The 13,723-nt window shown below is 72.0% G+C and carries 14 protein-coding genes; 4 read left to right on the forward strand and 10 right to left on the reverse strand.

Going from position 1 to position 13,723, the window contains the following annotated elements:
- Positions 1 to 18: 18 nt before the first annotated feature.
- The 9 genes from ABFX51_RS36680 to ABFX51_RS36720 all read right to left on the reverse strand — a co-directional run bounded on the left by ABFX51_RS36680 (position 19) and on the right by ABFX51_RS36720 (position 9,117).
- Complete coding sequence (locus tag ABFX51_RS36680; protein ID WP_346056540.1) at positions 19 to 1,035, reverse strand: zinc-dependent alcohol dehydrogenase family protein; 1,017 nt, start codon at positions 1,033 to 1,035, stop codon at positions 19 to 21.
- Positions 1,036 to 1,227: 192 nt separating this feature from the next.
- Complete coding sequence (locus ABFX51_RS36685) at positions 1,228 to 2,145, reverse strand: NAD(P)-dependent oxidoreductase (RefSeq protein WP_346056541.1); 918 nt, start codon at positions 2,143 to 2,145, stop codon at positions 1,228 to 1,230.
- Positions 2,142 to 3,080, reverse strand: coding sequence for a shikimate dehydrogenase family protein (locus tag ABFX51_RS36690; protein ID WP_346056542.1), 939 nt, complete (start codon positions 3,078 to 3,080; stop codon positions 2,142 to 2,144). Before ABFX51_RS36690 ends, ABFX51_RS36685 begins: the two co-directional genes overlap by 4 nt.
- Positions 3,077 to 3,715, reverse strand: coding sequence for a bifunctional 4-hydroxy-2-oxoglutarate aldolase/2-dehydro-3-deoxy-phosphogluconate aldolase (gene eda / locus ABFX51_RS36695; RefSeq protein ID WP_346056543.1), 639 nt, complete (start codon positions 3,713 to 3,715; stop codon positions 3,077 to 3,079). The genes ABFX51_RS36690 and eda overlap by 4 nt, the downstream gene beginning before the upstream one ends.
- On the reverse strand, positions 3,712 to 4,326 hold the full coding sequence (locus tag ABFX51_RS36700) for a glucose-6-phosphate isomerase family protein (RefSeq protein ID WP_346056544.1): 615 nt from the start codon (positions 4,324 to 4,326) through the stop codon (positions 3,712 to 3,714). The genes eda and ABFX51_RS36700 overlap by 4 nt, the downstream gene beginning before the upstream one ends.
- Positions 4,327 to 4,442: 116 nt before the next feature.
- On the reverse strand, positions 4,443 to 5,459 hold the full coding sequence (locus tag ABFX51_RS36705; RefSeq protein WP_346056545.1) for a zinc-dependent alcohol dehydrogenase: 1,017 nt from the start codon (positions 5,457 to 5,459) through the stop codon (positions 4,443 to 4,445).
- On the reverse strand, positions 5,459 to 6,457 hold the full coding sequence (locus ABFX51_RS36710) for a substrate-binding domain-containing protein (protein ID WP_091505400.1): 999 nt from the start codon (positions 6,455 to 6,457) through the stop codon (positions 5,459 to 5,461). The genes ABFX51_RS36705 and ABFX51_RS36710 overlap by 1 nt, the downstream gene beginning before the upstream one ends.
- A 31-nt stretch (positions 6,458 to 6,488) precedes the next feature.
- Entirely contained in the window at positions 6,489 to 7,493 is a 1,005-nt protein-coding gene (locus ABFX51_RS36715) for an ABC transporter permease (RefSeq protein WP_346056546.1), read from the reverse strand.
- Between the two features lie 88 nt (positions 7,494 to 7,581).
- The gene (locus ABFX51_RS36720) at positions 7,582 to 9,117 is read right to left on the reverse strand and encodes a sugar ABC transporter ATP-binding protein (RefSeq protein ID WP_346056547.1); all 1,536 of its coding nucleotides are present in this window, start codon (positions 9,115 to 9,117) and stop codon (positions 7,582 to 7,584) included.
- Positions 9,118 to 9,335: 218 nt separating this feature from the next.
- Here ABFX51_RS36720 and ABFX51_RS36725 point away from each other — a divergent pair, with 218 nt between their 5' ends.
- From ABFX51_RS36725 to ABFX51_RS36735, 3 genes are read left to right on the forward strand one after another with little or no spacing between them, the layout of a single operon-like run.
- Positions 9,336 to 10,067 (forward strand): SDR family NAD(P)-dependent oxidoreductase, encoded by a 732-nt coding sequence (locus ABFX51_RS36725; RefSeq protein WP_091505402.1) that lies wholly within the window; start codon positions 9,336 to 9,338, stop codon positions 10,065 to 10,067.
- Entirely contained in the window at positions 10,064 to 11,551 is a 1,488-nt protein-coding gene (xylB, locus tag ABFX51_RS36730; RefSeq protein WP_346056548.1) for a xylulokinase, read from the forward strand. Before ABFX51_RS36725 ends, xylB begins: the two co-directional genes overlap by 4 nt.
- The gene (locus ABFX51_RS36735) at positions 11,548 to 12,489 is read left to right on the forward strand and encodes a phosphotriesterase family protein (protein ID WP_346056549.1); all 942 of its coding nucleotides are present in this window, start codon (positions 11,548 to 11,550) and stop codon (positions 12,487 to 12,489) included. The genes xylB and ABFX51_RS36735 overlap by 4 nt, the downstream gene beginning before the upstream one ends.
- 3 nt (positions 12,490 to 12,492) lie before the next feature.
- Here the strand turns inward: ABFX51_RS36735 and ABFX51_RS36740 are convergent, their stop codons facing one another.
- Positions 12,493 to 13,056: an NADPH-dependent FMN reductase gene (locus tag ABFX51_RS36740; protein WP_346056550.1), complete on the reverse strand. Its 564-nt coding sequence runs from the start codon at positions 13,054 to 13,056 to the stop codon at positions 12,493 to 12,495.
- Between the two features lie 87 nt (positions 13,057 to 13,143).
- Here ABFX51_RS36740 and ABFX51_RS36745 point away from each other — a divergent pair, with 87 nt between their 5' ends.
- Complete coding sequence (locus ABFX51_RS36745; RefSeq protein WP_346056551.1) at positions 13,144 to 13,638, forward strand: MarR family winged helix-turn-helix transcriptional regulator; 495 nt, start codon at positions 13,144 to 13,146, stop codon at positions 13,636 to 13,638.
- Positions 13,639 to 13,723 lie beyond the last annotated feature (85 nt).

Raw genomic sequence — 13,723 nt, forward strand, 5'->3', positions numbered from 1 at the left:
CCCCGCCCCGACCCACCGTTACGGCACCAGCACGGCCTTCAAACAACCACTCTCCCCCGCCGCCGCAAGCGCTTGCGGGTACTCGCCCAGCGTGAAGCGGTGCGTGATCAGGCCATCGGTGCGTACGCGGCCCGTGCGCAGTAGGCGCAGTGCCGGCTCGATTCCGTGCAGTTGCGCGAACGAACCGAGGATCGTCAGCTCGCGGCGGAACACCTCGTACGCCGGCACCGGCCAGCGTGCCGACTCGGGCGCCATTCCGTACACGACAATGGTGCCGCCGTCGCGTGCCAAGCCGAACGTCGAGGCCAGCACGGAAACCGCGCCGGTCGCGTCGATCACCACGTCGAAGCCGTCCGGTGCCAGTGAACGCAGCGCCGCAATGCCCGATGACGGATCGGCACGGTCCAGGCGCACCGTGTGGTCCGCGCCGAACTCCGCCGCCTTCGCCAGTTTCGACGGGGTTGGCGCCGCCACGGTGACGCGTCCCGCGCCCGAGTGCGCGGCCAGCTGCGCCAGCAGCAACCCCGTCGGGCCCGCGCCGAAGATCACCACGTCCGACGCCGGGGAAAGCGCTATCCGGTCCAGCCCCCGCACGACACACGCGAGCGGCTCCGCGAACACGGCCACTTCCACCGGCAGGTCGTCGGCGGCGAAGCAGTTCGCCTCCCGCGCCGTCAGGTACTCGGCGAACCCGCCCGGCTCCGTCACGCCCTGCGCTCGCAGGTTCGCGCAGAAGTGTCCCATCCCCCGCCGGCACGGGGCACAGTCCCCGCACCGGGAAGTGTTGTCCAGCACCACCCGCTGCCCCGGTCGCAACCCGGTCACGGCCTCACCGGTGCGCACCACCTCGCCGACGATCTCGTGCCCGGGTACCAGCGGATAGCGAGGCCCGAACTCACCCTCGTGCAGGTGCAGATCGGTACCGCACAACCCGGCCATCAGGACCCGCAGCAGCACCTCATCCGGCCCCGGCTCCGGGTCTGGCACGCTCGTGACCCGGTACGACCGCGGCGCGTCATACACCACCGCCTTCACGCCACACCTCCCAGCACAGCCAACAGATCCGTCGCGCACCGCACACTCGTGACCCCGCACGACCGCGGCGCCTCGTACACCACCGCCTTCACACGGCACCTCCCAGCAGAACCGACAGATCCGCCCCGGCTACGGTCGAGCACCGCACGCTCGCGACCCCGCACCACCACGGCGCGTCATACACCACCGCCTTCACACGACACCTCCCAGCACAGCCAGCAAATTCGCCACCGCAGCCGCTGTCGCGCGGCGGATGCTGGCGTCCGTGTAGCCTCCGATGTGGGGCGTCGCGAGGACCCTTTCGTGTCGCAGCAACGGGGTCAGCTCGGGCGGCTCGGTGTCGAAAGCATCCACGGCGTACGCGCTCAGCCGCTCCCCCTCCAACGCGGCATGCACCGCATCGTCGTCCACCAAGACCGACCGGGCCGTGTTGACCAGCACCGCGCCGCGTGGCGCCAGGTCCAGCAGATCCGCTGTCACCAAAGGCTTTCCGTCGGACGGCGGCGGGCAGTGCAGCGTGACGACATCGCTGCGACCGAAGAGCTCGTCCAGCGAAACAGCGTCCGAAGTGGACACGAACGGATCGTACCCGAGCACGCGCGCGCCGAGTGCGCGGAACGCCGACGCCACGCGCCGCCCGATCTCCCCCAGCCCCACCACACCCACGGTCACATCGGCGAGTTCCCGGCCCTGCGCACGGCTCCAGCCCCCGCTCCTCACCGACGCCGCCGACCACGGCACGTCCCGCAGCGCGCACAGCGTGAGCGCGAGCGTCAACTCGGCCACCCCCTGCGCGTTCGCCCCGGCCGCACGCTCCACACGCACCCCTCGCGCACGCGCCGCGTCAAGATCGATCGCGTCCGTGCCCGCGCCGTTGCGGCTGATCACCTGCAGCTCCGGCGCCGCCGCCAGCACACGGTCGGTGATGCGCTCGACCCCGGCGAGCCAGCCACCGCAGCCGGGCACGAGGTCCAGCAGGTCCTCCTCCGCGGGCAGCCGCCCCGCCGGGCCCGGCACCAGCTCGTACCCGGCTTCGGTCAGCGGCGCCAGCTCCGGCACGCCGTCGAGCCCCGCCTTCGTCAGCGACCGGGGCGTCACGAGGATCTTCATCGCCGCGCCCCCGACGCCAGCTCGCTCAGCGCCTCGAACTCCGGGCCCTCCGTGGCGATCTCGATGCCGAACACCTCGGCGATCACCTGCGTCCAGCCGTGGAGGAAGTACACCCAGCCGTCGTGCACGCGCACGTGCCCCGCCGCCCGCGCCTGGTCCAGGAACACCAGTTCGCCGCGGTAGTTGAGATCCCACGCGACCGCGTCCGCGGGGAAGACCGCCTTGCCGGTCAACGGCGAACCCGGCGCGTCCTTGCCCAGCCCCGTCGCGTTGACGACGAACGAACCGGGCGCCAGATCCGTGAGCACGCGGTCGTTGTCGCCGGGTGAGGGCACGACGACGGTCTCGATCTCCAGGTCCGTTCCCGCGTCCGCGTGCACGCGCAGCAGCGCTTCGAGCCGCGCCGGGTCGGGGTCGGACACCACGATGCGGCGCGGCCGGTCCTTGCCCGGCCTGCTCAGGTACCACGTGATCGCGATCGCCGAACCGCCCGCGCCCATCACGAACGCGTCCGCGCCCGTTCCCTCCCAGTACCCGGCGGGCAGGATCGCGTCGACCGCGAGCCCCGAGGAGATGGGATCCTTGGCGTGTGCCACCACACCACCGTCCGGTTTGGACAGGCAGCTGGTCTCGTGCATCAGCTCCGCCAGCGGGTCCACGCGGGTGAACAGGTCGCCGCACGCGGCGAACAGGTCGAGTTTGTGCGTGGTGACCAGCGCGCCGCGCCCCAGTTCGTCGGCGGCGAGGAACTCCACGACCCGGCGGTAGTCCGCGGCGGGCGCGTGCACCGGCAGGTCGATGCCTTCCAGCACCGCGTCGAGGCCGAGGTGCCCGGCCCAGCGCGGGAACACCGTGCGGATCGAGGAGCTTTTCGTGGTGACACCGATGAAGTACAGCGTGGGGCGCTGCGCCGGCTCCGGCAGTTCGACGGTCATGACGCGGCCTCCACCAGTTTCACCGCCGTGCGGGCCCGCGCGGCGATCTCGTCCCACTTCCCCGCGCTGATGTCCGCGCGCGGCGCCACCCACGTCCCGCCCACGGCGAGCACCGCGGGCAGGGCCAGGTACTCGGCGAGGTTGTCCGGGGAAACGCCGCCGGTGGGCACGAACCGCACGCCCGCGGCGGCGAACGGCCCGGCGAGCGACCGGAGCGTGCCCAGCCCGCCGTAGGCCGCGGCGGGGAAGAACTTCACCACGTCGTAGCCCGCGGCGAGGCAGACCATGATCTCCGCGGGAGTGACGGCACCGGGGACGAACGGCAGGCCCGCCTCCCGCGCCGCCGCGAGGACGCCGCCTCCGCAGCCCGGTGAAACTCCGAAGCGCGCGCCGGCTTCCGCGGCGTCGGCGACCTTCGCGGGGGTGAGCAGCGTGCCCGCTCCCACCAGCAGTTCCGGCACCTCGGCGGCCACCCGCTCGATCGCGGCCCGCGCCGCGCTCGTCCGGTAGGTCACCTCCATGACGGGCAGCCCGCCCGCGACGAGCGCGCGGGCGAGCGGCACGGCCGCGTCGGCGTCCTCGATCTCCACGACGGGCACCACGCGCAGCGCGCCCAGGTCCGCGAGGACGCTCACGCGACCACCTCCACCGGGTAGCCGCGGTGGTCGGGGTTGGGCCGCAACGTCCAGCCGTCACCGTCGGCCACGACGAGCGACTTCATCCCGCCTGCCTGTTCGATGAGGCCGTAGTCCTGACCGGCGTCGGTGTTGTAGCAGAACAACGTCACGAGCGGTTCGTCACCGGTGTTGACGCTGCGGTGCACCCAGTGCCCCGGCACGTGCACGGCCCGGCCGGGCGCCAGCTCGTACGCCTCGCTGCGGCCGTCGAGGGTTTCCAGCAGCAGCAACCCGTGCCCGCTCAGGCAGTGGTACAGCTCGGCCCGGTCCGGCACGGCGTGCAGGTGCCCGCGGGTGACCGCGAACTCCTCGCCCACCCGGCCCGGCAGCAGTGTCGACGTGCCGATCGTCAGCGCGCCGGGTCCTTCGGCGCACCGGTGCTCCTCCACGCGGTACACGACGTGGTCTCCGCCCAGCTCGGCGAGCAGCGCCTCGTACGCGGCCTGGTCCCGGTACACGCCGCCCATGTCGCCGAGCCGCTTCTCGTACCCGGACGTGCGCCCCGCGAGCGAGCCGTCGACTCCCACGACGAGCGCGCCCGGTTCGGGGACCGAACGGGGTTCCGTCATCACAACACCTTTCTTGTAGTTCTGCTACACGACGCTGGGCACACGTGTCCCCTCCGCCGGTTTCCGAGCGCGCCGAAGCAGGGAAAGCCCTGCTCGGCGGATTGGAGGTAGTGCCGCTACACCGCGGCGGGCCCGGACACCTGGACCAGGACCTTCACCTGCTCCGGATCACGGGCCGCGGCGAACGCCTCCGCGGCCCGCTCCAGCGGGAAGATCCCGCTCACCAGCTCGTCGGCGGGCACCGTGCGCACCAGGCGCAGTGCCTCCTCGACGTCCTCACGGACGTACATGAGGCTGCCCAGCACCGTGATCTCCCTGTCCTGCACCAGGTGCAGCGGCACGGTGACCGGCCCCGCGGGCACGCCGACGACGACGTACGTGCCGCCTTTGACCAGCAGCCCGATCCCCTGCCGCGCGGTGGCTTCGACCGCGACGCAGTCGAAGACCACGTCGACGTCCCCGGAAAGCGCTTCCTCCGGTGCCACCGCGGTGTCCGCGCCCAGCCGCAGCGCCCGCTCCCGCTTGGCGGGCATCGGATCGGTCACCGCGATCTCCGCGGCCCCGGCGGCCCGCGCGGCGGCCACCACCAGCAGCCCGATCGGCCCGGCACCGAGCACGACGACCCGGCTGCCCTCGCCCACGCCCGCCCGGCGCACCGCGTGCACCGGGGTGGCGAGCGGTTCGACGAGCGCGGCGGCCAGGTCCGGCACGTCGGCGGGCAGCACGTGCAGCCGGTCCGCGGCCACCGTGAAGTACTCGCCCATCGCGCCGTCCGTCTGACAGCCGAAGACCGCCAGCTCGGCGCAGATGTTGTAGCGGCCCTCCACACAGCGGCGGCACCGGCCGCACGCGAGCCCGGGTTCGAGCACGACCCGGTCACCGGGCCGCAGCCCGGTCACCTCCGGTCCGGTCTCCTCGACGACGCCAACGGCCTCGTGCCCCGGCGCGTACGGCAGGTCGATGAACGGGTGCTCCCCCGCCACCGCGTGCGTGTCACTGCCGCAGATCCCCACGAACACCGGCCGGACCAGGACCTCGCCGGGCCCGGGCACCGGGCGGGGCACCCGTTCCAGCGCCACGGTGCCGCCCGGGTGCACGCGCACCCGGGCCACCGCGCCCGGATCGTCCGGCATCAGAAGATGCTCTTCGGGTCGTAGAACTGGGACACGTTCTCGCAGTTGATGCCCTCGGCGCGGGTGTTCTGCGTCTTGGGCAGCGTCTTCGGGTCCACCGAGCCGGTCGCGATGCCGATGGCGGCGTCGAATGCGGCGTCCGCGGCCAGGTTCGGCGAGTTCAGGCCCGTCGAGACGTACTGGCTGTCGCAGCCCTTGGCGATCTCGGCGAGCGCCTCCTTCTGACCGTCCGCCGACGCGGCGACGAGCACCTTGGTGTTGCCCTGGTTGCGCAGCACCTGCAGGGCGCCCAGCGCCATCGAGTCGTTGAGCGCCAGCATCAGGCCGATGCCGGGGTTCGCGGCGAGCATCGACTCGGTCGCGGGCACGGCCTGTTCCTGCGTGTAGGTGCCGCTGGCGGACGCGACGACCTGCGCGGTGACGCCGCCCTGCTGCAGCCCCTCCAGGAAGCCGCTCTGCCGCGCCGGGCCGACGATCTCGTCGTTCGGGCCGCCGTTGAGCACGCCGACCTGGATGGTCTTGCCGCTGCCGATGCGCTTCGCGGTGAGCAGCCCGGACAGGCGGCCGATCTCGTGGTTGTCCGACTGGATCGACGTGACACCGACGTCCGGGATGCCCGTGTCGACGAACAGCAGCGGCACCTGGCCGGCGACCTGCGTCAGCTGCGCCCGCTCGGTCTCGGGGCTGATGGCGTCGACCACGATCACGTCCGCGCCCTGCGACAGCATCGTCTGGACCTGGTTGATCTGCGTGACGGGGTCGCCGTTGGCGTTCTGGAACAGCAGCTTGAAGCCCTTGTCCTTGGATTTCTGCTCGGCCACCGACTGCATCGCCACGTAGTACGGCGCGTCCATCTGGCGCGCGGCGAAGCCGATCGTGACCTCGTTGGCGGGCTTGGGGGCGGCCGCCGAACCGCCGCTGGAGCCGACGGTGCCACAGGCGGCGAGCGTCAGCGTCGCACCGGCGACGAGTGCGGCGAGCACACGGGTTTTGCGCATGACGAGAACTCCATTGTCCACAGTGGATGGGTCAGTGGCCGCGCGCGGAGCGCCCGCGGCCGATGGTGGCGAGCCCGACGGCGAGCAGGATGAGCGCGCCGCGGAAGGCGTCCTGCAGGAACGTCGAGACGTTGAGCAGGACCAGCAGGTTGGAGATGACACCGAAGATGGCGGTACCGATCACGGTGCCGACGACGCGGCCCTGCCCGCCGTTGAGGCGGGCGCCGCCGATGACGACGGCCGCGATCGCGTCCAGCTCGAACAGGTTGCCCGCGGTGGGCGTCGCCGCGCCGACGCGGGACACGAGCAGGAAGCCGCCGAGCCCGACGAGCAGCCCGGCGATGACGTAGACGGCGACGAGCGTGCCGCGCACCGGGATGCCGGAGGCCTGCGCGGCCTCGACCCGGCTGCCGACGGCGAACACGCGGCGGCCGAACACTGTGCGGCGCAACAGGAACGCCAGCCCGATCGCGACGAGCACCCAGATGATGCCCAGCAGCGGGACACCGGCGATGGTCGTCGTGCCCGCGACCGTGAAGCCGGACGCGGCGGGGGTCAGCGGGCTGCCCTCGGTGTAGGCGTAGACGAGCCCGCGGGCGAGCGCGAGCATGCCGAGCGTCACGATGAACGGCTCCAGCCCGCGGAAGGCGACGAGGAACCCGTTCACCGCGCCGAGCACCATGCCGACGACGAGCGCCACGAGCAGCCCGACGAGCGCCGACGACCCGCCGAACAGCCCGGCGGAGAGCACGCACGCAAGGCCCAGCACCGAGCCGACGCTGATGTCGATGCCTCCGGAGATCACGACGAGCAGCTGCGCCAGCGCGACGATGCCGGTGACCGAGATCTGCAGCACGAGGTTCTGCAGGTTGCGGGTGGTGAGGAACGCGTCGCTCGCCAGCGATGCGATCACCAGCAGCGCGATCAGGATCAGCAGCGGGTACTGCTGGCGCAGCCAGCCCGCACCCCGCCCGCGCCAGAACGACCGGGCTTCGCTGCCAGCGCCCGTCTCCAGCGTTTCTTCCACAGCGGTCACGCCGCCTCCTTCCCGGACGCGGCAAGCCGCGACAGTGTTTTCGCGTCGGCAAGCGTGGCGCTCAATGGTTCGGACCTGCAAGCAGTCCTCACGCCGCCTCTCCTCCCAAAGCCGTCCTGATCAGGTCGTCCGTCGTCGCGTCGGCCGTGTCGAACTCGGCCGCCACCCGCCCGTCGCGCAGGACGAGCACGCGGTGGCACAGCATCAGCGCCTCCTCGGCCTCGCTCGTGACCACGAGCACGGCCCGGCCCTGGCGGCACAGGTCGTGGATGATCCGGTAGATGTTGAGCCGGGCACCGACGTCGATGCCCTTCGTCGGCTCGTCCAGCACGACCACCTCGGGGTCGGCCTCGAGCCACTTGGCCAGGCACACCTTCTGCTGGTTCCCGCCGGAGAGCGTGCTGGTGAGCACGTCCGGCCCGCCCTTGATCTGGAACCGCTTGATCAGCTCGGTGACCCGAGCGCGCTCGCGACGCCGTCGCAGCACACCGAGCCGGGAGGAACTGCCCAATGTGGACAGTGTGAGGTTCTCCCCGTTGGTGAAGTCCGCGACGAAGCCTTCGCGCCTGCGGTCCTCTGTCAGGTACACGACGCCGCGCCGCAACGCCTCGCCCGGCGAGCGCAGCACGACGGGGTTGCCGTCGAGCGACACCTCCCCGGCGAGTGCCCGCTGCTGCCCGGAAACCGAGCGCGCGACGGAGGAACGGCCGCTGCCGACCAGTCCGTAGACGCCCACGACCTCGCCCTTGGCGACGTCGAACGACACGTCGCGCGCCGAGCCGGCGGACAGGCCGCGCACGGTGAGCGCGGGCGGCCCCGCGGTCTCCGGCAACGCGGGCGGGCGGTCCAGCGCGGTGACGGCCTCGCCGATCATCATCGTCGTGACGTGCCCGGCGTCCGTCTCGGCGGCGCGGACGACGTCGACGAGGTTTCCGTTGCGCAGCACGGCGATCCGGTCCGCGAGCGCGAAGACCTCCGGCATCCGGTGCGACACGAACACCACCGCGGTGCCCGCGGCGCGCTCCGCCGCGACCATGCGCTCGATCTCCTTGAAGTGCTCCTCGGAGGTGGACGCGGTGGTCTCGTCGAGGATCAGCACGCGGTGCGGCGTGACGGTGGCGCGGGACAGCGCGAGCATCTGCCGTTGCCCGGGCGCGAGCTGCCGGGCGGGCATGCGCGGGTCGAGGTCGCCGAGCCCGACGTCGCTCAGGATCCGCCGCGTCTCCGGGTCGTCCCCGCGGCGCGCGAGCTTCCACGGCCGGACGTCGCTGCCCGCGCGGAGCCGGTACAGCCACACGTTTTCCGCGAGCGAGAAGTCGTCGACGACCAGGGGTTCCTGGTGCATCAGGAGGATGCCGGCGCGTTCGGCGTCGGCGGGACCGGTGACGGGGCCGTCGTGCCCTTCCACCCGGATCTCGCCGTCGTCCGGGGCTTCCTGGCCGGCGAGCAGCCGGGCGAAGGTGGACTTGCCCGCGCCGTTGGCCCCGCAGACCGCGAGCACTTCGCCCGCGTACCCGTCGAGGTCGAGGCCCTCCAGTGCCCGGACCCCCGGATACCTCCGGCCGACCCCGCGGGCCGAGAACACCACCCGGGGTGACCCCGGTGGCCGGTCGGCACTACTCATGCGCACCTCCTCGTGCCAATCAAGTTGTAGTGAAACTACACATCGATCCGCCGATCGCCTAGCCCCTTCCGACTCCGCCGTGGCCCACGTCACTCGGATGGCCTAATCGGACCTTGCGCAGCGTGAGATAAGCTAGCGAAACTACAGAACCCGGCGGTGCGGCCCTCTTCTCCCGGTGGTGACGGGCCGTACTCGCCCGCGTCCGCGAAGAGGGGAAGATGACCGAGCGATTTTCCGGCCGCCGCATCGCCGTCACCGGCGCCGCAGGCGGGATCGGCAGCGCGCTGTGCCAGTCGCTGCGCGACCAGGGCGCCCGCGTGCACGGGCTCGACCGCGACGGCCTCGACCGGCTGCCCGAAGGCGTCGAGGGGGCGCGGGTGGACCTGCGCTCCGAGGAGTCCGTGGTCGAGGTCGTCCGCGCCCTCTACGCGCAGGACCCCACGCCGGTCGACCTCGTGACCTGCGCCGGCATCGTCGAGGACGACGTCGCCGCCGAGGACATGCCGATGGACCTCTACGACGCGGTGATGGGCGTCAACCTGCGCGGCGTGTTCCTGACGTGCCGCGAGTTCGGGCGCGAGCTGCTGCAACGCGGCGGCGGCGCCATCGTCAACGTCGCGTCGATGTCCGGCACCGCGATCGTCAACCACCCGCAGAAGCAGTCGGTCTACAACACGACCAAGGCCGGGGTCAGCGCGCTGACCCGCTCGCTGGCGGTCGAGTGGGGGCCGCGCGGCGTCCGCGTCAACGCGGTCTCCCCCGGCTACGTCGACACCCCGCTCAACGCGCTCAAGAAGCACATGCACGAGCAGTGGAAGGCCGAGACGGTGCTCGGGCGCTTCGGCGAGCTGCGCGAGATCACGTCCGCGATCGAGTACCTGCTCAGCGACGAGGCCTCGTTCTGCTGCGGCACCGACCTGCTCGTCGACGGGGGGTTCTCCCTGCGATGATCATCTCCCACGACCTCGGGACCACCGGCGACAAGGCGACCCTCGTCGACGAGACCGGCACCGTGCTCGCCGCCGTGACGGAGACCTACGGCACCGACTTCGGCCCGCGCGGCAAGGCCGAGCAGGACGCCGACGCGTGGTGGGCCGCGGTCTGCGCGGCGACGCGCCGGCTCGTCGCGCAGCACCCGGCGGCGCTGGACCGGGTCGAGGGCATCTCGTTCTCCGGGCAGATGATGGGCGCGGTGCTGCTCGGCGACGACGGCCGCCCGGTGCGGCCCGCCATCATCTGGGCGGACACGCGGTCGGTGGACCAGACCGCGCAGCTCGTCGAGCGCGTCGGGATGGAGAAGGGGTACTCGATCACGGGGCACCGGCTCAACCCCACCTACTCCCTGTCGAAGGTGATGTGGGTGCGCGACCGGGAGCCGGAGGCGTTCGCGCGGACGCGGCACGTCGTGCTCGCGAAGGACTACGTGGTGCACCGGCTGACCGGCGTGCTCGCCACCGACCCGTCGGATGCCAGCAGCACCAACGCCTACGACCAGTCCACAGAGGACTGGTCCGGTGAGCTGCTCGACGCCGCCGGGCTCGACCGGGCGTTGTTCCCCGAGATCCTCCCGTCGACCACCGTCGTCGGGAAGGTGAGCGCCGAAGCGGCGCGGGAGACCGGGCTGCGCGAGGGCACGCCGGTGGTGCTCGGGGGTGGTGACGGCCCGATGGCGGCGCTGGGCGCGGGCGTGCTCGACGCGGCGAGCGGCGCCTACGCCTACCTCGGCTCTTCGTCGTGGGCTTCGCTCGCGGCCGACGCGCCGCTGCACGACCCGCGGATGCGCACGATGACGTTCAACCACGTCATCCCCGGCCGCTTCGTGCCCACCGCCACGATGCAGGCGGGCGGCGCGTCGCTGGAGTGGATCGTGTCCACGCTCGCGCCCGGCGACGACGAGCGGTACTCCCGACTGCTGAGTGGCGCTGCGGAAGTCACCGCGAGCGAGGACGGGCTGTACTTCCTGCCGCACCTGCTCGGCGAGCGTTCGCCGTACTGGAACCCCAAGGCGCGCGCGGTGTTCGCCGGGCTGGCCCGGCACCACCGTCCCGCGCACCTCACGCGCGCGGTGCTGGAAGGCGTGGCCTTCAACCTCTACACCGGGCTGCGGGCGTTCACCGAGAACGGCGCCAGCATCGACCACGTGGACGCGATCGGCGGGGCGGCGAACGCGGGCGTGCTGCTGCGGATCTTCGCCGACGTGTGGGGCGTGCCGGTGCGGCGGCGGGAACTGGCGGACGAGGCCACGTCGCTCGGCGCGGCGATCGTCGGCGGGGTCGGCGCGGGTGTGTTCGGCTCCTTCGACGTGGCACGGCGGTTCGCCGAGAACCGTGCGGAGGAACGCCCGGATCCCGCCGCGCACCAGCGTTACGCGCGGGAGTACGAGATCTTCATGGACGCCTACCGGCGGCTCGAACCGTGGTTCGAGACGCTGTGATCCGGACCGTGCTCGGCGACGTGCCCGCCGCCGGGTTCGGGCCGGCTGACTACCACGAGCACCTGTTCCAGGTGAGCCCGCTGCTCACCGGGGACGAGCTGGACGACGAGACCGCGAGCGGCGAGGAAGCGCTTTCCCTTGTCACCGCGGGGATCTCGGCGATGGTCGAGGCGACGCCGACGGGGCTGGGCCGGAACCCGGCCGCCGTCGCGCGGATCAGCCGCGCCACCGGACTCCAGGTCGTGCACGTGACGGGCGCGCACCGCGAGGAGCACTACCCCGACGGGCACTGGCTCCGGGACGCGGACGACCTCACCGCCCGCTTCACCGCTGACGTCACCGAGGGCCTGCCCGCCGAGGACTCCCCCGCCCGCGGCCCGGTCGCCACCGGCCCGGATGGCGAGCCGGTGCGGGCGGGCATGGTGAAGGCGGGCGTCGGCTACTGGCGGATTTCGCCGTTCGAGCAGCGCGTGCTGGCCGCCGTCGGCGAAACGGCGGCGGCCACGGGCGTGCCGGTGATGGTGCACCTGGAGTACTGCTCGGCGGCGTTCGAGGTGCTGGAACTCCTTGCCGCGCAAGGGGTTCCAGCGCACCGCGTGGTGCTGGCGCACGTGGACCGCAACCTCGACCCCGGCCTGCACGCCGAACTCGCGGCGGCCGGGGCGTACCTCGGGTTCGACGGCATGGCCCGGCACCGCGAGGCGCCGGACTCGGCGATCCTCGACGACCTCGAACAACTCGTCACCGCCGGGCACACGCCGAAAATCCTGCTGGGCGGGGACGTGGCCCGCCGCGGCCGCTACCGGGCCTACGGCGGGCTGCCCGGCCTCGACTACCTGCCGCGCCGGTTCCTGCCGCGCCTCACCCGCCGCGTCGGCGAGGACGCGGTCGCCGAGATGCTGCGGCACAACCCGGCGCGGCTGCTCACCCTGTCCTGACGCTCAGACGCGGACGGTCTTCAACGCGCGGGACCAGGACTCCAGCTGGTCGAACAGCACGCCGGCCGCCTCGTCGTGCTGCGGGCCCGGCTTGAACGCCGAGAAGTTCTCGAAGTCGGTGTACAGGGAGAACGACAGCTGCTGGCGCACGTGCGCGAGCTGCAGCTCGCTGGCGATGGCCCGCAGGTGCTCGATCGCCCTGGCGCCGCCGAGCGCGCCGTAGGACACGAACGCCGCGGCCTTGTTGTTCCACTCGCCGTAGAGGTAGTCGATGGCGTTCTTCAGCACGCCGGAGGTCGAGTGGTTGTACTCGGGGGTGACGAAGATGAAGCCGTCGTAGGAGGCGATCTTCTCGGCCCACGCCTTGGTGTGCTCGTTGGCGTACTGGCCCAGCGAGGGCGGGATCGCCTCGTCGAGGTGCGGCAGCGGGAAGTCCGCCAGGTCGACGAGCTCGTAGTCGGCGTCGCTGCGCCCCTTGGCCTTCTCCAGCACCCAGTCGGCGACGGCCTTGCCGTTGCGGCCGGGGCGGGTGCTGCCGAGGATGATCGCGATCTTGAGGTCGCTCATGGTTCTGCCGGTCCTTTCGTATGAACGTTCATACGCAACCTAGCGCGGTTGATATGAACGTTCAAGTGGCGGTGCTAAACTGGGCGCATGTCACGTTCCCCCTCCTCCGCCGGGCCCCGCTGGCTGGACGCGGGCGAACTGAAGACCTGGCAGTGGTTCACGCTCCTGCTCAACGAGCTGCCCCACGCTATGGGCAGGCAGCTCCAGCGGGACTCCCAGCTGAGCTACCTGGAGTACTACGTGCTGGCGGGCCTGTCCGATCAGGCAGACCACCGGATGCGCATGTGCGACCTGGCGGTGCTGGTGAACTCGGAGCAGTCCCGGCTTTCGCACCTCGTCGGCAGGCTCGAGAAGCGCGGCTTCGTGCGCCGCGAGCCGGACCCGGCCGACGGCCGCTACATGCACGCGATCCTCACCGAGGCGGGGTACAGCCACCTGCGGGAGGCCGCGCCCGCGCACGTCGAACACGTCCGCGAGGTGGTCTACGACGCCCTCGACGCCGACGAGCTGCGGGCCCTGCGGACGATCTCGGAGAAGATCGTCCGCAGGCTCGGCGACCGGCGCCCGCTGAACGGCGAGTGAGGAGCTGAGCGGCGCCGGTCCGATCCGGTCTACTGTGGACACCTAGGCCGCAGAACCCCGCGGTGGCGATCGCCGTCACCCCCAC

The sequence above is a fragment of the Amycolatopsis dongchuanensis genome, from assembly GCF_039542405.1.
Lineage (GTDB): Bacteria > Actinomycetota > Actinomycetes > Mycobacteriales > Pseudonocardiaceae > Amycolatopsis_E > Amycolatopsis_E sacchari.